This is a genomic window from Pseudomonas sp. HMSC057H01 (genome assembly GCF_001836405.1).
In the GTDB taxonomy this organism is placed as follows: Bacteria; Pseudomonadota; Gammaproteobacteria; order Pseudomonadales; family Pseudomonadaceae; genus Pseudomonas; species Pseudomonas aeruginosa.
The window spans coordinates 56319-75178 of the sequence record NZ_KV828412.1 but is presented as its reverse complement, the minus strand read 5'-3'; the positions used below and the strand labels follow the sequence as shown (position 1 = coordinate 75178).

Sequence of the window (18860 nt, the reverse complement as noted above, 5' to 3'; positions counted from 1 at the left end):
CGTCCGGGGCCTCGGCGTTTCTGGCGCCGGCACCGCCTGCGCCGCTATCATCCGCGCAACGCGGGGGATTCTGAATGCTGAACGGCTTGTGGTTGGGTTTTTTCCTGGTGGCGGCGGCGAGCGCGCTGGCGCGCTGGTTGATCGGCGGCGATGCGACGGTGTTCGCGGCGATGGTGGAGAGCCTGTTCGCCATGGCCAAGCTGGCGGTCGAGGTGATGGTCCTGCTGTTCGGCACCCTGACGCTCTGGCTCGGCTTCCTGCGCATCGCCGAGAAGGCCGGTCTGGTGGAGCGCCTGGCGGTGCTGCTCGGTCCGCTGTTCCGTCGGCTGATGCCGGAAGTGCCGCCGGGGCATCCGGCGATCGGCCTGATCACCCTGAACTTCGCCGCCAATGGCCTGGGTTTGGACAACGCCGCCACGCCGATCGGCCTGAAGGCGATGAAGGCGTTGCAGGAGCTCAATCCCAGCAGCACCACCGCGAGCAATGCGCAGATCCTCTTCCTGGTGCTCAACGCCTCGTCCCTGACCCTGCTGCCGGTGACCATCTTCATGTACCGCGCGCAGCAGGGCGCGGCCGATCCGACCCTGGTATTCCTGCCGATCCTCCTGGCCACCAGCGCCTCGACCCTGGCCGGCCTGCTGTCGGTGGCGCTGATGCAGCGCCTGCGCCTGTGGGACCCGGTGGTGCTGGCCTACCTGATCCCCGGCGCGTTGCTGCTGGCCGGCTTCATGGCGGTGCTCGGCACGCTCTCGGCCACCGCGCTGGCGCAGCTGTCCTCGCTGTTGGGCAACCTGACGCTGTTCAGCCTGATCGTGCTGTTCCTGATCGTCGGCGCGCTGAAGAAGGTGCCGGTCTACGAGAGCTTCGTGGAGGGGGCGAAGGAAGGTTTCGACGTCGCCAGGAACCTGTTGCCGTACCTGGTCGCAATGCTTTGCGCGGTTGGCGTGTTGCGCGCCTCCGGGGCGCTGGAAGTGGTACTCGGCGGGATACGCTGGGCGGTCGAGGGGCTGGGCTGGGACAGCCGCTTCGTCGAGGCGCTGCCCACCGCGCTGGTCAAGCCGTTCTCCGGCAGCGCGGCGCGGGCGATGCTGCTGGAGACCATGCAGACCCACGGCGTCGACAGTTTCCCGGCGCTGGTCGCCGCCACCGTGCAGGGCAGTACCGAGACCACCTTCTACGTGCTCGCCGTCTATTTCGGCTCGGTCGGCCTGCAGCGCGCGCGCCACGCGGTGGGCTGCGCGCTGACCGCGGACCTGGCCGGGGTCATCGCCTCCATCGGCGTGTGCTACTGGTTCTTCGCCTGAGGTCGCCAGGCTTCGACGTCACTGGGTGACGTCGAAGCGCAGGGTGCCGATCATCTGTCCGGCCTCGGTGAGTACCTTCACCTGCCAGTGGCCGACCGGGTCGCCGGGGAAGTTCTGCTTGTGGGTCCAGGCCCGGTAGCCCTCCTTGCGGCCGCCGTGGATATCCAGGGCGATGCGGTCGAACTCCTTCCCGTTGAACATCCACACGTGATAGATGCGCTCGTCGAGGCCGCGCGGCGCGTTGATCGCGGTATAGGCGAACAGGCCCTGGCTGCGCAACTGGCTGGCGCCGACCTGCTCCAGGCTGTCGCCGGGCGTGCGGCTCTGGTCGTCGAACTGGCTGCTCACCGCCACTTCGGTCAGCCACAGGGTGGCCGGCGGCACCCAGGTACGGCCGAACCAGCCGGCCAGGCCTACCGCCAGGGTCAGGCCGAGAAGCAGGAAGCCGCGCCACCAGTGCTGTAGCGGGAAGGTCACGAGCAGGCTGGGGAAGGACAGCACGACGGCGATGCCCAGCGACAACCGGTAGCTTTCCGGGGTGGTCAGGTGCAGCAGGATCGGCAGCGAGGTCAGCAACACCGCAAACAGGGTCAGGGTGTGGTAGGCGAGGAACACCCAGCGACGCCTGGACAGCCAGCGATAGTAGAGCGGATCGGTGATGGAGATCAGCGCCGCGGCGGCCAGCGTCCCTGTGAACAGCGCCTGACCGCTGTTCCAGGTGGTGGTGATGAGAAAGAACGGCAGGACGAAGAACAGGCTTTCCTGGTGGATCAGTTGGGTCGCGTAGCGCAGCAGCGGCGCCGGGATCTCCCAGCCGAAGCGGCGGGCGAAGGTCTCCCGCAGGAGGTTCTCGAGGATCAACCAGACCCAGCTGACCAGCATGATGATTGCCAGTACCTGGGCGAAGCCCTTCTGCCGGTCGACCATGATGAAACTGAACACGCCCGAACAGAAGCCGAACAGGGCGATGGTGCGTGGATAGCGGGCCATCAGGCCGCCGACCAGGGCGATCAGTTGCTCCAGGCGGGCCTTGAGGATGGGGCGTTGTTGGTTGGGCATGGGGAACAGCGGGTTCTCGATCGGATCTGCTCGGCCAGCCGGCCGGGGCGCGCAGCATAACCCCGGCCGGGTTTCCTGGGTATGAACGAAGGACAGCTACCGCGCGGCGAATGTTTCCTTCGCCCGACAGAGGCTCCGCTCTCCTTTCGCGGAGGGCGACCAGGGAAAAAGGCGTCGCTTTCCCGACCGATGGTCGCGAAGCTTTCGGCAGCCTTTCAAACCCCTTCAATTCGCACCTTTCGGGCAATTTTAGATTGTTCGACAGGAGTTTTTACACATATGGTTACAACTCGGTCGATGGATGACGTACCCGCCTGCGTGGCCATCGACGCCGCCATGGACCGCTTCCCCGTGTCTGCCTGAGTGTGTGTCCCATGGCCTCTAATAAATCCAAAGGCGTCGCCATTTTCCGTGTGGTCAGTGGCAACTTCCTCGAGATGTACGACTTCATGGTGTATGGCTTCTACGCCACCGCCATCGCCAAGACCTTCTTCCCCGGCGACAACCCGTTCGCCTCCCTGATGCTGTCCCTCGCCACCTTTGGCGCCGGCTTCCTGATGCGGCCGTTGGGTGCGGTGTTCCTGGGCGCCTACATCGATCGCCACGGCCGCCGCCAGGGCCTGATCATCACCCTCGGCCTGATGGCCATGGGCACCCTGCTGATCGCCTTCGTTCCCGGCTATGCCACGCTGGGCGTGGCGGCGCCGTTGCTGGTGCTGTTCGGCCGGCTCCTGCAGGGTTTTTCCGCCGGCGTCGAGCTGGGAGGGGTTTCGGTCTACCTGTCGGAGATCGCCACGCCAGGACGCAAAGGCTTCTTCGTCAGTTGGCAGTCGGCCAGCCAGCAGGTCGCGGTGGTCTTCGCCGGCCTGCTCGGCGTGCTCCTCAACCAGTGGCTGAGCCCGCAGGACATGGGCGAATGGGGCTGGCGCGTACCGTTCTTCATCGGCTGCCTGATCGTTCCGGCGCTGTTCGTCATCCGTCGCTCGCTGGAGGAAACGCCGGAGTTCGAGGCGCGCACCCACCGACCGTCGCTGTCGCAGGTGCTGCGCTCCATCGGGCAGAACTTCGGCGTAGTGCTGGCCGGTACCGCGATGGTGGTGATGACCACCGTATCGTTCTACCTGATCACCGCCTACACGCCGACCTTCGGCAAGAATGAGTTGCAACTGTCGGACCTCGACAGCCTGCTGGTGACCATGTGCATCGGCCTGTCCAACTTCATCTGGCTGCCGGTGATGGGCGCGTTCTCCGACCGCATCGGGCGCAAGCCATTGTTGCTGGGTGCCTCCGCGCTGGCACTGCTGACCGCCTACCCGGCGCTGTCCTGGCTGGTCCGCGAGCCGAGTTTCGCCGGCCTGCTCGGCGTCGAGTTGTGGCTGTCGTTCCTCTACAGCAGCTACAACGGCGCGATGGTGGTGGCGTTGACCGAGGTGATGCCGGCGGACGTGCGCACCACCGGTTTCTCCCTCGCCTACAGCCTGGCTACGGCGACCTTCGGTGGTTTCACCCCGGCGGTCTGCACCTGGCTGATCCACACCCTGGACAACCGCGCGGCCCCGGGCATCTGGCTCAGTGGCGCGGCGCTGCTGGGGCTGCTCGCCACCCTGGTGCTGTTCCGCCGGCGCGGCAAGGAGATCGCCGAGGCCGAGCTGGCCAACGCCTGAGGCGTTTCGCCGCATGCCGTGCGTCGGCTCCCGCCGGGGCTGCGGCGGCGGCGTTGATGTCGATCAACCGGAGCTGCGCCAAACCGCGTAGACAGGAAGGAAGTGGTTGTACCGACTTCCTTCCCTTCCTGGAGATCGCATCATGTCCAATGTACAAAATGCCAGCCGGTCTTCCGCGTTCGCGGCGGTAGAGGGCGACCATTGGGTCGAGTCCCTCGACGATGGCCGCCACGTGCTGATCCGTCCCCTGCGCGAGGAGGACCGGGAGCGCGAACGCCAGTTCATCAACCGGCTGTCCCCGGCGACCCGCCACTTCCGCTTCCTCGGCGAGATCAAGGAAGCCAGCCCGGCGCTGCTCGACCAACTGATGGACATCGACTACCAGCAGAGCATGGCCTTCGTTGCCCTGGTGCACGAGGACGGTGAGCTGCGCGAGGTCGGTATCAGCCGCTACGCCGCCTGTTGCGAGGAAGGGCAGTGCGAATGCGCGGTAACCATCGCCGACGACTACCAGGGACTGGGCCTCGACGCCGTGCTGATGCGCCATCTGATCGACGTGGCGCGGCGCAACGGCTTCCGCCAGATGTATTCGGTGGACTCGGCGGCCAACCGGGCGATGCGCGACCTGTGTTGCGCACTGGGCTTCGTCGGCCAGCGCGACCCGGACGACTCGACCCAGGTCATCCACCGCCTGGCCCTGTAGTCCGGTCAGGCGCGCCGGCGGCGCAGGCCGAACCAGAGCAGGCCGCTGGCCAGGAGACCGGCGGCGAGCAGCAATGGGTAGAGCATGTCGTCGTCGAATAGCGGCTTTTCGATGCGCAGGTAGCCTTCGCCGTCGAACAGCCGCTTCGCCAGCGCGTTCGCCTGTTGCAGGCTGACCTTCGCCAGGCGGCGCTCCTCATTGGGGAAATGGCCGTCCTCGTAGTCGGCCAGCGAGCCCCAGTAATAGTCCGCCAGCGCCGCGTTGCCCTGGGTGCTCCAGGCCAGCCTGGCGCGCTCGGCGAATTGCACCCGCTTGAAACGCACCGGGTCCAGGCCATGCTGGCGGATGCCGTCGAGCAACTCGCGCAGGGCGGCCTCGTTGGCGGGCAGGTCGCTGCGCTCGACATCCGCGTCGAGGCTGAAGAAGCCCTGGTTGGCGAACACCTGGCGATCGGTCGATGGCCCGTAGGTGAGTCCGCGACGCACACGCAGGTCGGCGTACAGCGCGTCGTTCATATAGGCCTGGAGCAGGACCATGGCGTCCGGGTCGGCGTCGTCCGGCTCCGGATAGATCCAGTGCAGCATCGCACCCTCGCCGAATGGCCGGGTGATCAGGGTGCGCCTGGCCTCGGCATGCCCGTTGGCCGCCGGCAGCTCGCGGCGCTCGGGGAGCTCGTGGTCTTCCAGGGTGCCGAAGGTCCGGGTCAGATAGGCCGGCAGGCGCGGGTCGAGGTCACCGACCAGGATCAGGGTCATGTTGCCCGGTACGTACCAGTCGCTGCGCAGCCGCTCCAGCTGCTCCGCGCCAAGCGGCGCCAGCGGCGCGCGCTGGGAGCAGGCCAGGCCCAGTTCCACCGCCAGTTGGTCCATGGCGCCACGGCCCAGGTTCTCGCGGTCGAGCCAGCGCTGCAGGTGCGAGTAATGGCCACCGCCTTCGCGCTCGATCACCCGCTTGGCGGCGGCGATGCGCGGCTCGTCCAGTTCGGTGCGGGTGATGGTGTCCAGCAACAGGTCGAGGACCTGCCGCTGGGTGGCGGCAGGCGCCTCGATGACGAAGGTGGTGTCGCCTTCGCTGGTATAGGCGTTCCATTGCCCGCCGAGGGCCTGCATGCGGGCTTCCAGGTCGGCCTCATCGCCGCCGTCCAGGCCGCTGAAGAACAGGTGCTCGAGCAGGTGCGGCAGCTGCTTTTCACGGCACGAGAAGTCGGCGAAACCGACCCCCACCACCAGCCGGATCGAGACGTGCCGGCGCTGCTCGGTGGGCTTGAGCAGCACGCCCATGCCGTTTTCCAGCTGGAAGGCTTCGACCTCGCTGCGCTGGTCGGCGTACGACCAGGGGCAGAGCAGGCAGAACAGCAGCAGGGTGGACAACGAACGCATGGGCCGAGCCTGGAACTGAAAATACCGAGAATAGCGGATGCTTCATGACGAACCTACCCGCAGAACGGCTAATGTCGCGAACGGCGTGTTTCCGCACGCTCCTCGACGAGCGCTGGCTCGGCCAGCGGCGCCGAGGTCATGTCGTCGACCTCGTCGGCCCAGTCGTCCTCGTCCTGGCGAACGCCCTCGTCGGCCGCGCTGCTCGGCGCGTCAGGGTTGTCCAGCACGGCGTAGGCGATGGCGCAGAACAGCGAGTTGAGACGCTTCATGTCGCTGATCAGGTCCAGGTGCAGCGAGCTGGTCTCGATGCTCTGTACCACCTGCTGGTGCAGGCGGTCGACATGGGCATGGGCGTAGCGCCGTTCCTGCAGGCGGAAGCGCTGCTTGGCCCGGCGCAGGCGCTTGGCGCTGTCGAGGTCGCCGTTGAGGAACACTGAGAGACCCAGGCGCAGGTTGGAGACCAACTGCTGGTACAGGGTGCCGATCTCTTCCAGGCCGGTGTCGGAGAACGAGCGGCTGCGCGAGGTCTTCTTGTCCTGCACGGCGGCGAGCATGTGCTCGATGATGTCGCCGGCCTGCTCCAGGTTGATCGCCAGCTCGATGATCTCCGCCCAGCGCCGGCTGTCGCGTTCGGACAGGTCCTCGCGCGGCATCCTTGCCAGATACAGCTTGATCGCGGTGTAGAGGGCGTCGACGTCGTCGTCGAGCTTGCGGATGTCCTTGCCGAGCAGCGGATCGCCGCCGCGGATGATCTGCATCAGATTGTTCAGCATCTGCTCGACGGTATCGCCCATGCGCAGGGTCTCGCGCACCGCGTTGGCCAGCGCCAGGCTCGGCGTGTCGAGGGCGGCGGGATCGAGATGGCGCGGCCGGGCGACGTCGTCGGGAAGGGCACGGTCGGGCATCACCCGGGTGCAGAAGCTGGCCATGGCGTTGGTCAGCGGCAGGCAGGCGAGGCAGCGCGCGGCGTTGTAGAGCACGTGGAAGGCGATCACCAGTTCGGCTGTGCTGAACTGCCAGTGATCCATCCAGTCCGCCAGCGGCCCCACCAGGGGCAGCACCAGCAGGCAGCCGGCGACCTTGAACAACAGGCTGCCGAGGGCCACCCGGCGACCGGCGGCGTTTTGCGCGGTGGCGCTGAGCATGGCCAGGATGCCGCTGCCGAGGTTGGCGCCGACCACCAGGCACAGCGCGACTTTCAGCGAGATCACCTTGGACGCGGCGAGGGTCGCGGTAAGCAGCACGGCGGCCAGGCTGGAATAGGAAATCATGGCGAACAACGCGCCGGTCAGGGCGTCGAGCATGATGTCGCCGGTCAGGCTGGAGAACAGTACCTTGACGCCCTTGGCTTGGGTCATCGGCTCGGCGGCGGCGACGATCAGCTGGAGCGCCAGGATGATCAGGCCGAGGCCGATGAATACCCGGCCGAGCTGGCCGAGGCGGGTCTGTTTGCGGCTGAGGAAGAAAATCACGCCGAAGAAGATCAGCAATGGCGAAAGCCACGACAGGTCGAGGGTCAGCACCCGCGCCATCAGCGCGGTGCCGACATCGGCGCCGAGCATGATCGCCAGTGCCGGCGCCAGTGCCATCAGGCCCTGGGCGACGAAGGAGGTGGCCAGCAGGGCGGTGGCGTTGCTGCTTTGCACCAGAGCGGTGACGCCGATGCCGGCGGCGAACGCCAGCGGGCGTTTTTCCACGCTGCGACTGAGGATGCGCCGCAGGTCGGCGCCGTAGACCCGGAGAATTCCGGTGCGGACGATATGCGTGCCCCACACCAGCAGGGCGACGGCAGAGAGCAGGTCGAGCAGTTTCAGCATGGCGTGGCCCCCCTGGCACTACGACGAATGGCCAACCTCGCGCCAGGTTCCGCGTGCGTTGCGCCGCAGAGCCCGGACAACGGCGCCAACGGCCACGATGGAAAGGCAGCGTTCAGGCGAGTTGTAACACGAACGTCATATTTGGACAGGCGCCCCCCGCGGGAGTTCGTCCCGGCAGCCCGAGCGGCAGGGCGCCTACCCTTCATTCAAGCGTGCGCGCCGCGAAACGGCGAGGATTTTTTCGCCTTCCGTGCGATGCATGCGTTTGCGCCACAGGCCATGGAATTAGCCGACAGGAAGGGTATCCTTTGCACCTTTTGAAAAGCCCCGGTCTAGAGGGATACAGAGGAGTGGTGCGGATGCGATTTGCGGGGATCAGTGGCTGCCTCTCGGCGGCGGTGTTGGCGCTCGGGGTAGGGGGAGCGCCGGCGGTTCGGGCCGATGCGCTGGGCGATAGCCTGGAGCAGGCGCACATCCGCAAGGCGACCTTCGCCGCGCCGGCCTGGGAAGGCTATACCAACGCCGACGGCAGCGGCCTGTACTGGGACCTGCTGAAGCAGGTCTATGCGCCCTACGGGCTCGACGTGAAATTCATCAACATGCCCTGGAACCGCGCCAACAAGCTGATGACCGCGGGCTCCATGGTCGATGGCGTGCCGGGCGAGATCCCCGGCGTTGAGGGCAAGCTGTACGCCCAGTTGCCGATCGACATCGAGTACCACGGCGTGATGCATGCGGCGAAGACGCCCTTTTCCGGCCGCGCCAGCCTCACCGGCAAGCGCGTCGGCTGGCGCCACAGCTACAACCTGATCCCCGCGGAGCAGCGCGACTTCACCCTGGTCGAGTGCGTCCGCCCCGAGCGTTGCACCGAGCAGGTCCAGAACGGCGAGCTGGATTTCTTCCTCGACGAGCCGGACGAACTGGAAAAGCAGCGCAGCGAAGCGCACCTGGCGGCCGATGCCTATCCGATCGCGCAACTGCCGCCCGGCAAGGAGTCCTTCATGACCTTCGCCGACAGCGCCAGCGGCCGGCTCCTGCGCGAGGTCTATGACGCGCGGGTACGGCAGATGGCGGCGTCCGGCGAGCTGCGGGCGCTCTACCAGCGCTGGAACAGCGAGGTGCCCGGCGCCGTGCAGGCCCTTTCGGCGCAGTGATGCGCCGCTCATTTCCACCGCGGAGCCTTTCCGGGGCTTGCGCGGCGGGAATGAAACGCCTAGGATTCGCCCTTCATTTCCCCCACTCACGCACCGCAAAGGAGGTTACATCGATGATTCAGTTCTCTACCCTTTGCAGGCTGCGCCTGGCCTAACGGCCACCGAAACCTACCGCTCGACCCCCTGCACCGCTGAACGATTCCCGCCCTTGCGTCCGCGCAAGCTTCCGGCGAGAGGTCATCGGCTGCCGCGGTCACCGCTCCCCAGGTTTTCACTTCTCCGTTAGACGCCCTTCGCCCTTCCGCGAGTGCCCGCTCGGCTTCGGTCTGCCCCCCGGATCTACCGTTTCAATCACATGGATTGGATTATGGGCAACTACATCAAGCCTTTGTCCGCGGGCGTCGCACTGATCGCCTCGGACAGCACCTGGATCGAAGGCAAGGCGATCCAGCAACTGCAAACCACCGCCGAACTGGACGGCATGCGCCGCGTCGTCGGTCTCCCGGACCTGCATCCCGGTCGCGGCTATCCGGTCGGCGCGGCGTTCTTCTCCGTCGGCCGCTTCTACCCGGCGCTGGTCGGCAACGACATCGGCTGTGGCATGGCCCTGTGGGAAACCGGCCTGGCCCCCGGCAAGCTGTCGGCGGACAAACTGGAAAAGCGCCTGGGCAATCTCGACCTGCCGCTGGACGAGACCTGGAACGATTGCATCGAAGCCCTGGAGCTGCCGGCCCGCGAGCACTGGCGCGCGCTCGGCACGATCGGTGGCGGCAATCACTTCGCCGAACTACAGCAGGTCGAGACCGTGTTCGACCAGGCTGCCCTGCACGCCCTCGGCCTCGATGCCGATCGCCTGCAACTGCTGGTGCACAGCGGCTCGCGCGGGCTCGGCCAGGCGATCCTGCAAGAGCATGTCAGCCTGCACGGCCACGCCGGCCTGCTCGACGGCAGCCTGGAAGCTTCCGCCTACCTGGCGCGGCACGCCGATGCGTTGCGCTTCGCCGAGGGTAACCGCCAGCTCATCGCCCGGCGCATTCTCGAACGCTTGCGCTGCGACGGCCTGGAACTGCTCGACGTCAACCACAACCTGGTGGCGCCGGCACAGGTCGATGGCGTCGACGGCTGGCTGCACCGCAAGGGCGCCACCCCGGCCGACCAGGGTGTGCTGGTGATCCCCGGCTCGCGCGGCGACTACAGCTACCTGGTGGAGCCCGTGCCGAGCGCGCAGAGCCTGTTCTCCCTGGCCCACGGCGCCGGTCGCAAATGGCAGCGCGGCGAGTGCCGGGAACGCCTGGCGGCGCGCTTCAGCGTCGACCAGCTGGGCCGCACGCGCCTTGGTAGCCGGGTGATCTGCGGCGACCGCCAGCTGATCTACGAGGAAGCGCCGGAAGCCTACAAGGGTATCGACTCGGTGGTCGGCGCGCTGCTCGAAGCCGGCCTGCTGCGCCTGGTCGCCCGCCTGAAGCCGGTGCTGACCTACAAGACCCGTGGGGAGTGCTGCCGATGATCCTGCTGCAACTCTCCGCGGCCCAGGGCCCGGCGGAATGCTGCCTGGCGGTGGCGAAGGCGTTCGAGCGGCTGTGCCTCGAGGCGGCGCAAGCCGGCGTCGAGGTCGAGGTGCTCGAGGAGGTGGCCGGCGAGCGTCCGCGCACCTGGCGTTCGCTGCTCCTGGGGCTGCGCGGCATTGCCGCCGAAGCGCTCGCCGAGCACTGGTGCGGCGGTATCCAGTGGATCTGCACCAGTCCCTACCGGGCGAGGCATGCGCGCAAGAACTGGTTCATCGGCGCGGAGCGCTTCGCCGCGCCGCCGGCCAGCCTGGAGGGCGAGATCCGTTTCGAGACCCTGCGCTCTTCCGGCCCCGGCGGCCAGCATGTCAACACCACCGACTCGGCGGTGCGCGCCACCCACCTGGCCAGCGGCATCAGCGTCAGGGTGCAGAGCCAGCGTAGCCAGCACGCCAACAAACGCCTGGCGATCCTGCTGATCGCCCGGCGCCTCGCGGACCAGGCGAGCAGCGCGGCCGACGCGCTGCGCGCGGAGCGCCGCCAGGCCCACGGCCGGATCAGTCGCGGCGCGGCTCGCCGGGTATTCCGCGGCGAGCGTTTCGAGCCGGCCTGAGCGGCTCAGTCGCCGAGCACTTCCTTGCGCAGCTTCACTGGCTCTTCGCCCCGCTTGCGCGCAGCGGCGCCGCGCATGCGGATGTTCAGCGCCTCCACGGCCAGGGAGAAGGCCATGGCGAAGTAGACGTAGCCCTTCGGCACATGGACTTCGAAGGCTTCGGCGATCAGCACCGTGCCGACCACGATGAGGAACGACAGGGCGAGCATCTTCAGCGACGGGTGCTTGTCGATGAAGTCGCTGATGGCGCCGGCACAGAGCATCATCACCAGTACCGCGACGATGATCGCCGCGACCATCACCGGCACGTGGGAGACCATGCCGACGGCGGTGATCACCGAGTCCAGGGAAAAGACGATGTCGATGATCGCGATCTGGATGATGGTGCCGATGAAGCCGCCCGCCGAACCCTTCGGTTCCTCGCCGCTTTCTTCCTCGCCTTCCAGGCCCTGGTAGATCTCCGAGCTGCTTTTCCAGAGCAGGAACAGGCCGCCGAAGAACAGGATCAGGTCGCGTCCGGAGATGCCCTGGCCGAACAGGTGGAAGAGGTCGGCGGTCAGGCGCATGACCCAGGTGATCGACAGCAACAGCAGGATCCGCGTCACCATCGCCAGGGCCAGGCCGAAGAAGCGGGTGCGTGGCTGCAGGTGCTTCGGCATGCGCCCGACCAGGATCGAGATCATGATGATGTTGTCGATGCCGAGGACGATCTCCAGGGCGGTCAGGGTGAAGAACGCAATCCAGATTTCCGGGCTGGTCAGCCATTCCATGAAGCGGTCACTCGTCTCGGTCAGTTACTGAACAGGGGGAACAGGCCCAGCAGCAGGGCCATGGCGAGGATTGCCAGGCACACCAGCACGGCCCATTTCAGGGTGAAGCGCTGGTGGTCGCCGAAGTCGATCTTGGCCAGCCCCACCAGCAGGTAGGTGGAGGGCACCAGCGGGCTGAGCAGGTGCACCGGCTGGCCGACGATCGAGGCGCGGGCCATTTCCACCGGGGTGATGCCGTATTCGGCGGCGGCCTGGGTGAGGATCGGCAGGACGCCGTAGTAGAAGGCGTCGTTGGACATGAAGAAGGTGAACGGCATGCTCACCAGCGCGGTGATGGTCGCCAGGTATGGGCCCAGCGCCGGCGGGATCACCGCCAGCAGGCTCTTGGACATGGCGTCGACCATCCCGGTGCCGGAGAGGATGCCGGTGAACACCCCGGCGGCGAAGATCAGCGAGACCACCGCGAGAATGTTCTCGGCGTGTGCGCCGATGCGCTTCTTCTGCTCCTGGATGCACGGGTAGTTGACGATCATGGCGATGCCGAAGGCGATCATGAACAGCACCGGCATCGGCAGCAGGCCGGCGATCAGGGTCGCCATCAGGACCACGGTGAGAATGGCGTTGAACCACAGCAGCCTGGGCCGGCGCGCCTCCGGATACTGCGACACGCTGATCTCCGCCAGGTCCTCGTGGTCGGTGGGCAGGTGCAGCTCGCCGAGGCGGGCGCGCTCGCGCTTGCCGTAGATCCAGGCGATGGCGAAGATCGCCAGCAGCCCGGCGATCATCGCCGGGATCATCGGCACGAAGATATCCGCCGGGTCGACGTGCAGGGCGCTCGCCGCGCGTGCGGTCGGGCCGCCCCAGGGGGTCATGTTGAGCACGCCGCTGGAGAGCATGATCAGGCAGGCCATCACCAGCGGGCTCATGCCCAGGCGGCTGTACAACGGCAGCACGGCGGCCACGCAGATCATGTAGGTGGTCGAGCCGTCGCCGTCGAGGGAGACGATCATCGCCAGCGCCGCGGTGCCCAGCGAGACCTTCAGCGGGTCGCCCTTGACCAGCCGGAGGATCTTGCGCACCGCCGGGTCGAACAGCCCGGAGTCGATCATGATGGCGAAGTAGAGGATCGCGAACATCAGCATCACCCCGGTCGGCGCCAGGGTGCGGATGCCGTCGAGCATCATCGGGCCGAGGCCGGCGGCGAAACCGCCGATCAGGGCGAAGGCGATCGGGACCAGGATCAGCGCGATCAGCGCGGACAGGCGCTTGGTCATGATCAGGAACATGAAGGTCGCCACCATGGCGAAGGCGAGCAGGGTCAGCATGGGTTCACTCCGGGGAAGACGGCGGACGGGCGTGCGGCGTGCGGTCAGCAGGCGGCGTGCGGGAGGCGTCGCGCGGACGGAGTGCGGCTGTAGGCGTGTGCGGAACGGGGCATGGCAATCACCATTGTTGTTTTTGTACGGGTAAGCGGGCGTCTCGTGGGCGCGCCGTCGTGACCGGTCTTCTGCCGGTGGTGGGCGGATGCTACGGCGGGAAGCTTTCAGGCAGCTTTCGCTGGATAACGGCGGGAAACGTGCGGGTAATTTCGGATATGTGGTCGATCAGGGCTGCCGCGCGAGGAGCGCCGCGGCCAGTTGCAGGTCGCTGTACCCGGCGTATTCCGGGGCCTGGCGCAGGACCTGCAAGGCCGCCTGGAGGTACGCGCCACGGATCGCACCGTCGCTGGCGACGAAGCTGGCGGCGTCGTCCCGCGCCTGGACGAGCTTGTCGCCCCCGTCAGCGCTGGACTCCTGTGCGCTGATGGTGCTGCCGATGAACGGGCCGACGGTGGTGACGGCCGCCCAGAAGAAGGTGGCGGCGCCGGGTTCGTCGTCGAATTCGGGAAACACCTTGATGAAACCGAAGGCCGGTTGGCAGAGCAGGCAGAGCGCGGTGAGGGCGGCGGCCACGCGTCCTGTCGTCATGGGCTTCCTTGCAGCACGAGGAGTACGCCGACCAGAGTGGCGCCGGAAAGCAGCGTTTGCAAGGTGATGATGCCCGCCATCAGGTGGCCGTCGCCGCCCAGTTGGCGGGTCAGCACATAGGCGGTGGGCGCCGTCGGCAGGGCGAAGAACAGCACCAGCACGGCGCTTTCCATGCTCGGCAGGCCCAGCCCGCGAGCGATGGCGAAGGCCAGCAGGGGCATCGCCAGCAGCCGCGCCGCGCAGTTCCAGCCAAGGGCCGCGACTTCGCCGCCGAGTTCCTGGGGTTTCAGCGCCGCGCCGACGCACAGCAGGCCCAGCGGCAGGCTGGCCACCGCCAGCAGGTTGAGCAGGCGATCGCTGCCGCCGGGCAGGCCGACGCCGGCCAGGTTGACCAGTGCGCCGGCGAGGCAGGCGAGGATCAGCGGGTTCTTCAGAATCGGCAGCAGCAGCGCGCGCAGGCTGATGCCGCGCTCGGCGGTCAGCGCCCAGACCGACATCACGTTCACCGTCGGCACCATCAGCGCCAGCATCAGCGCGGCCAGGGTCAGCCCCGGCTTGCCGTACAGGCTGCCGACCGCGGCCAGGCCGAGATAGGTGTTGAAGCGCAATACGCCCTGGGCGATGGCGCCGAAGCGCCCGGCGTCCCAGCCGCGCCAGCGCTTGCAGAGCAGCAGGGCGAGCCAGGCGACGCCGAGCCCGAGCAGTACGGCCAGGGCCTGGCGGGCCAGGCCGGGGTCGTCCAGCGGCGCGGTCGCCAGGTTGCTGAACAGCAGCGCGGGAAACAGGATGAAGTAGTTCAGGCGTTCTGCGGCAGGCCAGAAGGCTTCGCCGGGAAAGTCCCAGCGGCGCAGGGCGTAACCGCCGACGATGAGGGCGAACAGCGGCCAGAGGGAGTAGAGCAGAGCGGTCACGGGCACCCCCGGATAGTGGAATCCGCTCATCTTGCGAGGTGGCTGCGGCACAGGGCAAGTCCGGCTTATGCTGGCACTCCCGCGAGGAGGATTCGCCATGCCCGAGACCCATACCGGCGGTTGCCATTGCGGCTATCTGCGCTACGCCGTCGCCGCGCCGCTGGACGATGTCGCTCACTGCCACTGCTCGATCTGCCGGCGCACCACCGGCGGCATCGTCACCACCTGGGCCACGGTGCCGCGCGCGGCGTTCCGCTGGCTGGCGGGCGAAGCGGCGGAATATGCCTCGTCGGCCAGCTGCACGCGCTACTTCTGTCCGCGTTGCGGGGCCAACCTGGCGTTGTTCACCCGGCTCAGCGCCGATACCCTGGACTTCACCGTGGCCAGCCTCGACCATCCCGAGCGCGCCCCCGCCAACCGGCACATCTGGGTCGGCAGCCGCCTGCCATGGCTACACCTCGACCCGCAGTTGCCCGAAGAGGACGAGGAGTTCATCGCCGGAGCGGACGACCCGTGAGCGAAGACCGGAGCTGGCACCTGTAGGGTGAATAACGCAGAGCGTTATCCGCCGTCTGCGAGGCGCTGGAGGATCGCCCGGGAGCATGCGTCCTGCAGGCGCCTCCCTCAGGGCAGCATCAGCCCGCCGGCCGCCTTGTGCAGCTCGCGCAGGTGCGCGCCGACCTCCTTGATGTTGGCCTCGTTGGCTTCCAGCTCGGCGCGGCGCTCGGGATCGAGCAGGGCGCGGACCTCGCGGTCGAGGTCGTCGCTGAGCCGGCGCAGGCGCGCCTGGCGTTCGCGGGTCTGCTCTTCCAGGTGCTTCCACTCGGCGGCCTGCGGCAGGCCGTAGCCGCCCTCCAGGAGTTCCGCCGGACGACTGAGGAAGCCGCTGTCGTCGAGGATCTGCTGGAAGGTCTTGCCGGCCACTTCCAGGCGCTGGTCGCCGGCCGGCTTGTCCAGGTGGCCGAGGTACAGGCGCTTCAACTCGTCCTGGGCGAGCAGCAGCTGGCGCCGCAGCGAGGCCTGCTCGAGCAGCAGCAGCGCCGCGCTGGCGCGCAGGTCGGCCTTGGCGAACCAGGGTTGGCGCTCCCTGGCCGGCAGCGCCAGCCAGTCCTCGACCTTGTCCTGGGGAATGTGCAGGCGCTGCTTGAGCACGTCGAACATCGCCTGGTAGCGGTCGCGGAAGGAGTCGAAGCGGTAGCCCAGGCGCAGGGCTTCCTTGGGGTCGTCGAGCACACTGGGATCGGCCAGCTTGCGGTTCTCCAGCATCTCGAGCACGCCGTAGGGGGTGATGCTGTCCAGGCTTTGCAGCGGTCGCCGGGGGATGCCGCTGCGCAGCAGCTTGAGGGTTTCCACCGCGCAATTGTTGGAGATGAAGTAGTACTGGCCGTCGTAGCTCCAGTGACTCTGCGCGGCGCGCTCGACCAGGCTGGCGACCTCCTCGCGGTCCAGCTTCAGCGGCACCGAGGCGAGGCTGCGCAGCTCGACCTTGGTGTATTCCTCGATCACCTGCGACAGCGGCAGGACGAACAGGCGCGACGGATAGGCGCCGGTCAGGCCGTCCCAGCTGGACAATTGCAGGTCGCCGACGAAGGCGCGGTAGGACAGCACCAGATGCTGGTCGAGGTCCAGCCGGCAGTCCGGCCCACGCGGCCGGCCGGGGGCGCAGATCACCAGGCGGAGCATGGTGTGGCCCCAGCGGCTGACCAGGTTGTCGTTGGCCTCGGCCAGCAGGTAGTCGACCTCGTAGACCCGCTCGGGGTCGAGCTGGCCCAGCGGCTGCTGGCCGAAGTCGCGGCCGGCGTTGAGGTAGGCGAAACTCTGCGCACAGGCACTGTGTTCCGGCGCCCAGCCGAAGCGTTGCTGGTAGTAGCGGTAGAGCGCCGGGCGGCGGCAGGCGTAGCTGGGATCGAGGAGGAAGTACTCCATGTTCACCGCGACGAACTCGCGCGGATTGCTCAGCTCGTAGACGTCCGGGCTGCGCAGTACGAAGCCATTGTGCGCCTCGCGCCGCCCGCGCTGGCCGGCGCGCTGCGGCCAGCCGGCGAGATCGAGCAGGCGCGGGTCGTCGGAGAGCGTGAAGCGGCGCCCGCTCTGCCCGCGGCAATCGGTGGGCTGGGCGATCCGGCCGAGGGTTTCTTCCTGGCGCGTGCAGCGGCGGATCTCGCGTTTTTCCTCCGCCGACCACAGGCGCGCGCGATCGTAGACGTGGGTCAGCTCGTGCAGCAGGGTCGCCAGCAGCTCGCGCCGCTCGGTGCCGTGCACGCGCCCGGTCTGGCGGCTGGCGGCGCTGCCGTCGGTAAGATCGGACAGGTACTTGCGGTTCAGCGCGATGCGCTGCGGACCACGGGCCTGGCCCATGCCGTTGGCGGGCAGGTCGTCGCGCCACTCGACCTCGATCTCGCGGTCCAGGCGTTCGTGGAAGGCCGGCGGCAGCTTGTCCGCGGCTTCGTCCAAGAGTTGCTGGCTGGCCTCGCGCTGCGCAGGGTCCAGCTCAGGCGCGTCGAGTTTCAGGCGCAGGGCCGCCGTCGCGTTGCCGGCTCCGCAGAGGGCCAGCGCCAGCAGCCAGGCGCAGGCCTTCCTCACAGGGCGAGAATGGCTTCGGCAAGTACCTGGTCGGAGGCTTCGCGGGCTTCCGGCAGACGGCTGCGCAGGGTCCGCATCGCGGCTTCCAGCTGGGCGCCGCGAATGGCGCCGTCGCTGGCGACGAAACTGGCGGCGTCGTCGCGCGCCTCGGTGACCACTTTCATGTCGCGCACGGAAGTGGTGGTGTCGGAAGTGAAGTCGATGCTGCGGTCGAGGGCGCGGACGATGATATTGCTGGTCGCGACCACCGAGCGTGCTTCCGCCGTGGCGCAGAGCGCCAGCAGCAGGGCGGCGAACAGGGGGCTATGACGCATGGAGCTACGGCGCATGGAGGTTCTCCGGAACGGTGGTGATCGCCTATTGGGCAAGAATTGCTTCGGCCAGTTCCTGATCGCTGGCCGCCAGCTCGGGGTGCGCGACACGCAGCCAGCGCAATGCCGCTTCCAGGCGCGCACCGCGGATGCTGCCATCGCTGGCGACGAAACTGGCCGCATCGCCCCGGGCATCGCGTAACAATTTGTTCTCGAACGGCGTGCTGGTCAGCTTGCTGGTGACGTAAAGAGACTTCGCGGTGAACGCCGTCGTGGTATCGAAGGCGTGCGCAGCGGGCGCCAGCAGGCAACAGAAGAACAACGAGAACCGGTAACGCATGGGGTTGAGCGGAATAGGACTGGAACAGCCGCCAAGGCTAACGGAATGTGCGGCGCGGAGCCAGTGTGGCCGGTCGGCCGGGTTATCGCCGCAGCCGGGCGGCTGCGGCGGCGGGGCGGGCGACTCAGATGGTCAGGATCGCCTGGGCCAGTTGCATGTCGTTGGCGGCCAGGCTCGGCAGCTTGCCACGGATGTGGCGCAGTGCGGCTTCCAGGTGCGAGCCGCGGATGTCGCCCTGGCTGGCGACGAAGCTGGCGGCGTCGTCGCGCGCTTCGAGGACGATCTTGTCGTCGCGGAAGGAATTGGTGATGTCCGAAGTGGCATTGGAGGTCATGCCGGTGGCGCGGACCAGGGTATCCGTGGTGACCACGAAGCTGCTGGCGAACGCGCTGGAGGCGCAGGCGAGCAGGGCAGCGGCACCGATCAGGCGCAGACGTTTCATGTGAGTTGCTCCGAACGAAGTCAGCGTAGACGGCCGCATCCGCGCGGCCGTGTCAACGCTGAGACTAACCAACTGTGCGCCACGTCACCAGCGGCTCAGCGCCAGAAAGGTTTCGAAATCTCTACGTAGCGTTCGCTCGGGCTGATCGCCAGGTCGGCGAGGTCGTGTTCGGACATTTGCGCAAGATGCTTGCGCGATCGAGCGTTTTGTCGCCAGGAATTCAATTTTTCCAGCAGGGCGGCGAGATGTGGATGGGCAGCCGGGAGACCGCTGGAGCTCCCGGCGTGCGGGTGCGGGGATGTCCTCATCGTGCGTTCCTTCCCATCCCGGGGATGGGG

The 18860-nt window shown here is 67.5% G+C and carries 19 protein-coding genes; 7 read left to right on the top strand and 12 right to left on the bottom strand.

Annotation, left to right across the window (positions count from 1 at the left end; all coding sequences use genetic code 11):
- The first annotated feature begins 74 nt into the window (after positions 1-74).
- Complete coding sequence (locus tag HMPREF2581_RS06405) at positions 75-1304, top strand: nucleoside recognition domain-containing protein (RefSeq protein WP_003096953.1); 1230 nt, start codon at positions 75-77, stop codon at positions 1302-1304.
- Between the two features lie 18 nt (positions 1305-1322).
- Here the strand turns inward: HMPREF2581_RS06405 and HMPREF2581_RS06400 are convergent, their stop codons facing one another.
- Positions 1323-2363, bottom strand: a complete 1041-nt coding sequence (locus HMPREF2581_RS06400; RefSeq protein ID WP_003136421.1) for a DUF5924 family protein — start codon at positions 2361-2363, stop codon at positions 1323-1325.
- A gap of 374 nt (positions 2364-2737) precedes the next feature.
- Here HMPREF2581_RS06400 and HMPREF2581_RS06395 point away from each other — a divergent pair, with 374 nt between their 5' ends.
- Entirely contained in the window at positions 2738-4027 is a 1290-nt protein-coding gene (locus tag HMPREF2581_RS06395; RefSeq protein ID WP_003096941.1) for an MFS transporter, read from the top strand.
- A 142-nt stretch (positions 4028-4169) separates the two neighbouring features.
- Positions 4170-4730: a GNAT family N-acetyltransferase gene (locus HMPREF2581_RS06390; RefSeq protein WP_003096934.1), complete on the top strand. Its 561-nt coding sequence runs from the start codon at positions 4170-4172 to the stop codon at positions 4728-4730.
- Between the two features lie 5 nt (positions 4731-4735).
- Here HMPREF2581_RS06390 and HMPREF2581_RS06385 read toward each other — a convergent pair whose 3' ends face one another.
- Together HMPREF2581_RS06385 and HMPREF2581_RS06380 are read right to left on the bottom strand one after the other, a co-directional pair.
- Entirely contained in the window at positions 4736-6109 is a 1374-nt protein-coding gene (locus tag HMPREF2581_RS06385) for a M16 family metallopeptidase (RefSeq protein ID WP_003142131.1), read from the bottom strand.
- A gap of 68 nt (positions 6110-6177) precedes the next feature.
- Entirely contained in the window at positions 6178-7926 is a 1749-nt protein-coding gene (locus HMPREF2581_RS06380; RefSeq protein WP_003136417.1) for a Na/Pi cotransporter family protein, read from the bottom strand.
- A 353-nt stretch (positions 7927-8279) separates the two neighbouring features.
- Between HMPREF2581_RS06380 and HMPREF2581_RS06375 the strand changes: the two genes are divergently transcribed.
- The 3 genes from HMPREF2581_RS06375 (at position 8280) to prfH (ending at position 11198) form a co-directional block, all read left to right on the top strand.
- Positions 8280-9080, top strand: a complete 801-nt coding sequence (locus HMPREF2581_RS06375; RefSeq protein WP_003142128.1) for a type 2 periplasmic-binding domain-containing protein — start codon at positions 8280-8282, stop codon at positions 9078-9080.
- Between the two features lie 367 nt (positions 9081-9447).
- On the top strand, positions 9448-10587 hold the full coding sequence (locus tag HMPREF2581_RS06370; RefSeq protein WP_003142126.1) for an RNA ligase RtcB family protein: 1140 nt from the start codon (positions 9448-9450) through the stop codon (positions 10585-10587).
- Positions 10584-11198 (top strand): peptide chain release factor H, encoded by a 615-nt coding sequence (gene prfH, locus HMPREF2581_RS06365; RefSeq protein WP_003142124.1) that lies wholly within the window; start codon positions 10584-10586, stop codon positions 11196-11198. The genes HMPREF2581_RS06370 and prfH overlap by 4 nt, the downstream gene beginning before the upstream one ends.
- A 5-nt stretch (positions 11199-11203) precedes the next feature.
- Here the strand turns inward: prfH and HMPREF2581_RS06360 are convergent, their stop codons facing one another.
- The 4 genes from HMPREF2581_RS06360 to HMPREF2581_RS06345 form a co-directional block, all read right to left on the bottom strand.
- Positions 11204-11968 carry a TerC family protein gene (locus HMPREF2581_RS06360; RefSeq protein WP_003110368.1) on the bottom strand — a complete coding sequence of 255 codons (765 nt, stop codon included), beginning with the start codon at positions 11966-11968 and terminating at the stop codon, positions 11204-11206.
- A gap of 20 nt (positions 11969-11988) precedes the next feature.
- Positions 11989-13293, bottom strand: coding sequence for a CitMHS family transporter (locus HMPREF2581_RS06355; protein WP_003142123.1), 1305 nt, complete (start codon positions 13291-13293; stop codon positions 11989-11991).
- Between the two features lie 279 nt (positions 13294-13572).
- Complete coding sequence (locus HMPREF2581_RS06350) at positions 13573-13935, bottom strand: DUF2388 domain-containing protein (protein ID WP_003142122.1); 363 nt, start codon at positions 13933-13935, stop codon at positions 13573-13575.
- Positions 13932-14876 carry an AEC family transporter gene (locus HMPREF2581_RS06345; RefSeq protein WP_003096914.1) on the bottom strand — a complete coding sequence of 315 codons (945 nt, stop codon included), beginning with the start codon at positions 14874-14876 and terminating at the stop codon, positions 13932-13934. Before HMPREF2581_RS06345 ends, HMPREF2581_RS06350 begins: the two co-directional genes overlap by 4 nt.
- A 67-nt stretch (positions 14877-14943) precedes the next feature.
- Here HMPREF2581_RS06345 and HMPREF2581_RS06340 point away from each other — a divergent pair, with 67 nt between their 5' ends.
- Positions 14944-15363, top strand: coding sequence for a GFA family protein (locus tag HMPREF2581_RS06340; protein WP_003142121.1), 420 nt, complete (start codon positions 14944-14946; stop codon positions 15361-15363).
- Between the two features lie 107 nt (positions 15364-15470).
- Here HMPREF2581_RS06340 and HMPREF2581_RS06335 read toward each other — a convergent pair whose 3' ends face one another.
- The 5 genes from HMPREF2581_RS06335 to HMPREF2581_RS06315 form a co-directional block, all read right to left on the bottom strand.
- On the bottom strand, positions 15471-17429 hold the full coding sequence (locus HMPREF2581_RS06335; RefSeq protein ID WP_003142120.1) for a DUF7844 domain-containing protein: 1959 nt from the start codon (positions 17427-17429) through the stop codon (positions 15471-15473).
- On the bottom strand, positions 17426-17743 hold the full coding sequence (locus tag HMPREF2581_RS06330; protein ID WP_031632910.1) for a DUF2388 domain-containing protein: 318 nt from the start codon (positions 17741-17743) through the stop codon (positions 17426-17428). The genes HMPREF2581_RS06335 and HMPREF2581_RS06330 overlap by 4 nt, the downstream gene beginning before the upstream one ends.
- A gap of 43 nt (positions 17744-17786) precedes the next feature.
- Entirely contained in the window at positions 17787-18080 is a 294-nt protein-coding gene (locus HMPREF2581_RS06325) for a DUF2388 domain-containing protein (RefSeq protein ID WP_003110362.1), read from the bottom strand.
- A 124-nt stretch (positions 18081-18204) separates the two neighbouring features.
- Positions 18205-18522 (bottom strand): DUF2388 domain-containing protein, encoded by a 318-nt coding sequence (locus HMPREF2581_RS06320; protein ID WP_003096907.1) that lies wholly within the window; start codon positions 18520-18522, stop codon positions 18205-18207.
- Between the two features lie 95 nt (positions 18523-18617).
- Positions 18618-18830, bottom strand: coding sequence for a DUF1127 domain-containing protein (locus HMPREF2581_RS06315; RefSeq protein WP_003096905.1), 213 nt, complete (start codon positions 18828-18830; stop codon positions 18618-18620).
- Between the last annotated feature and the right edge of the window lie 30 nt (positions 18831-18860).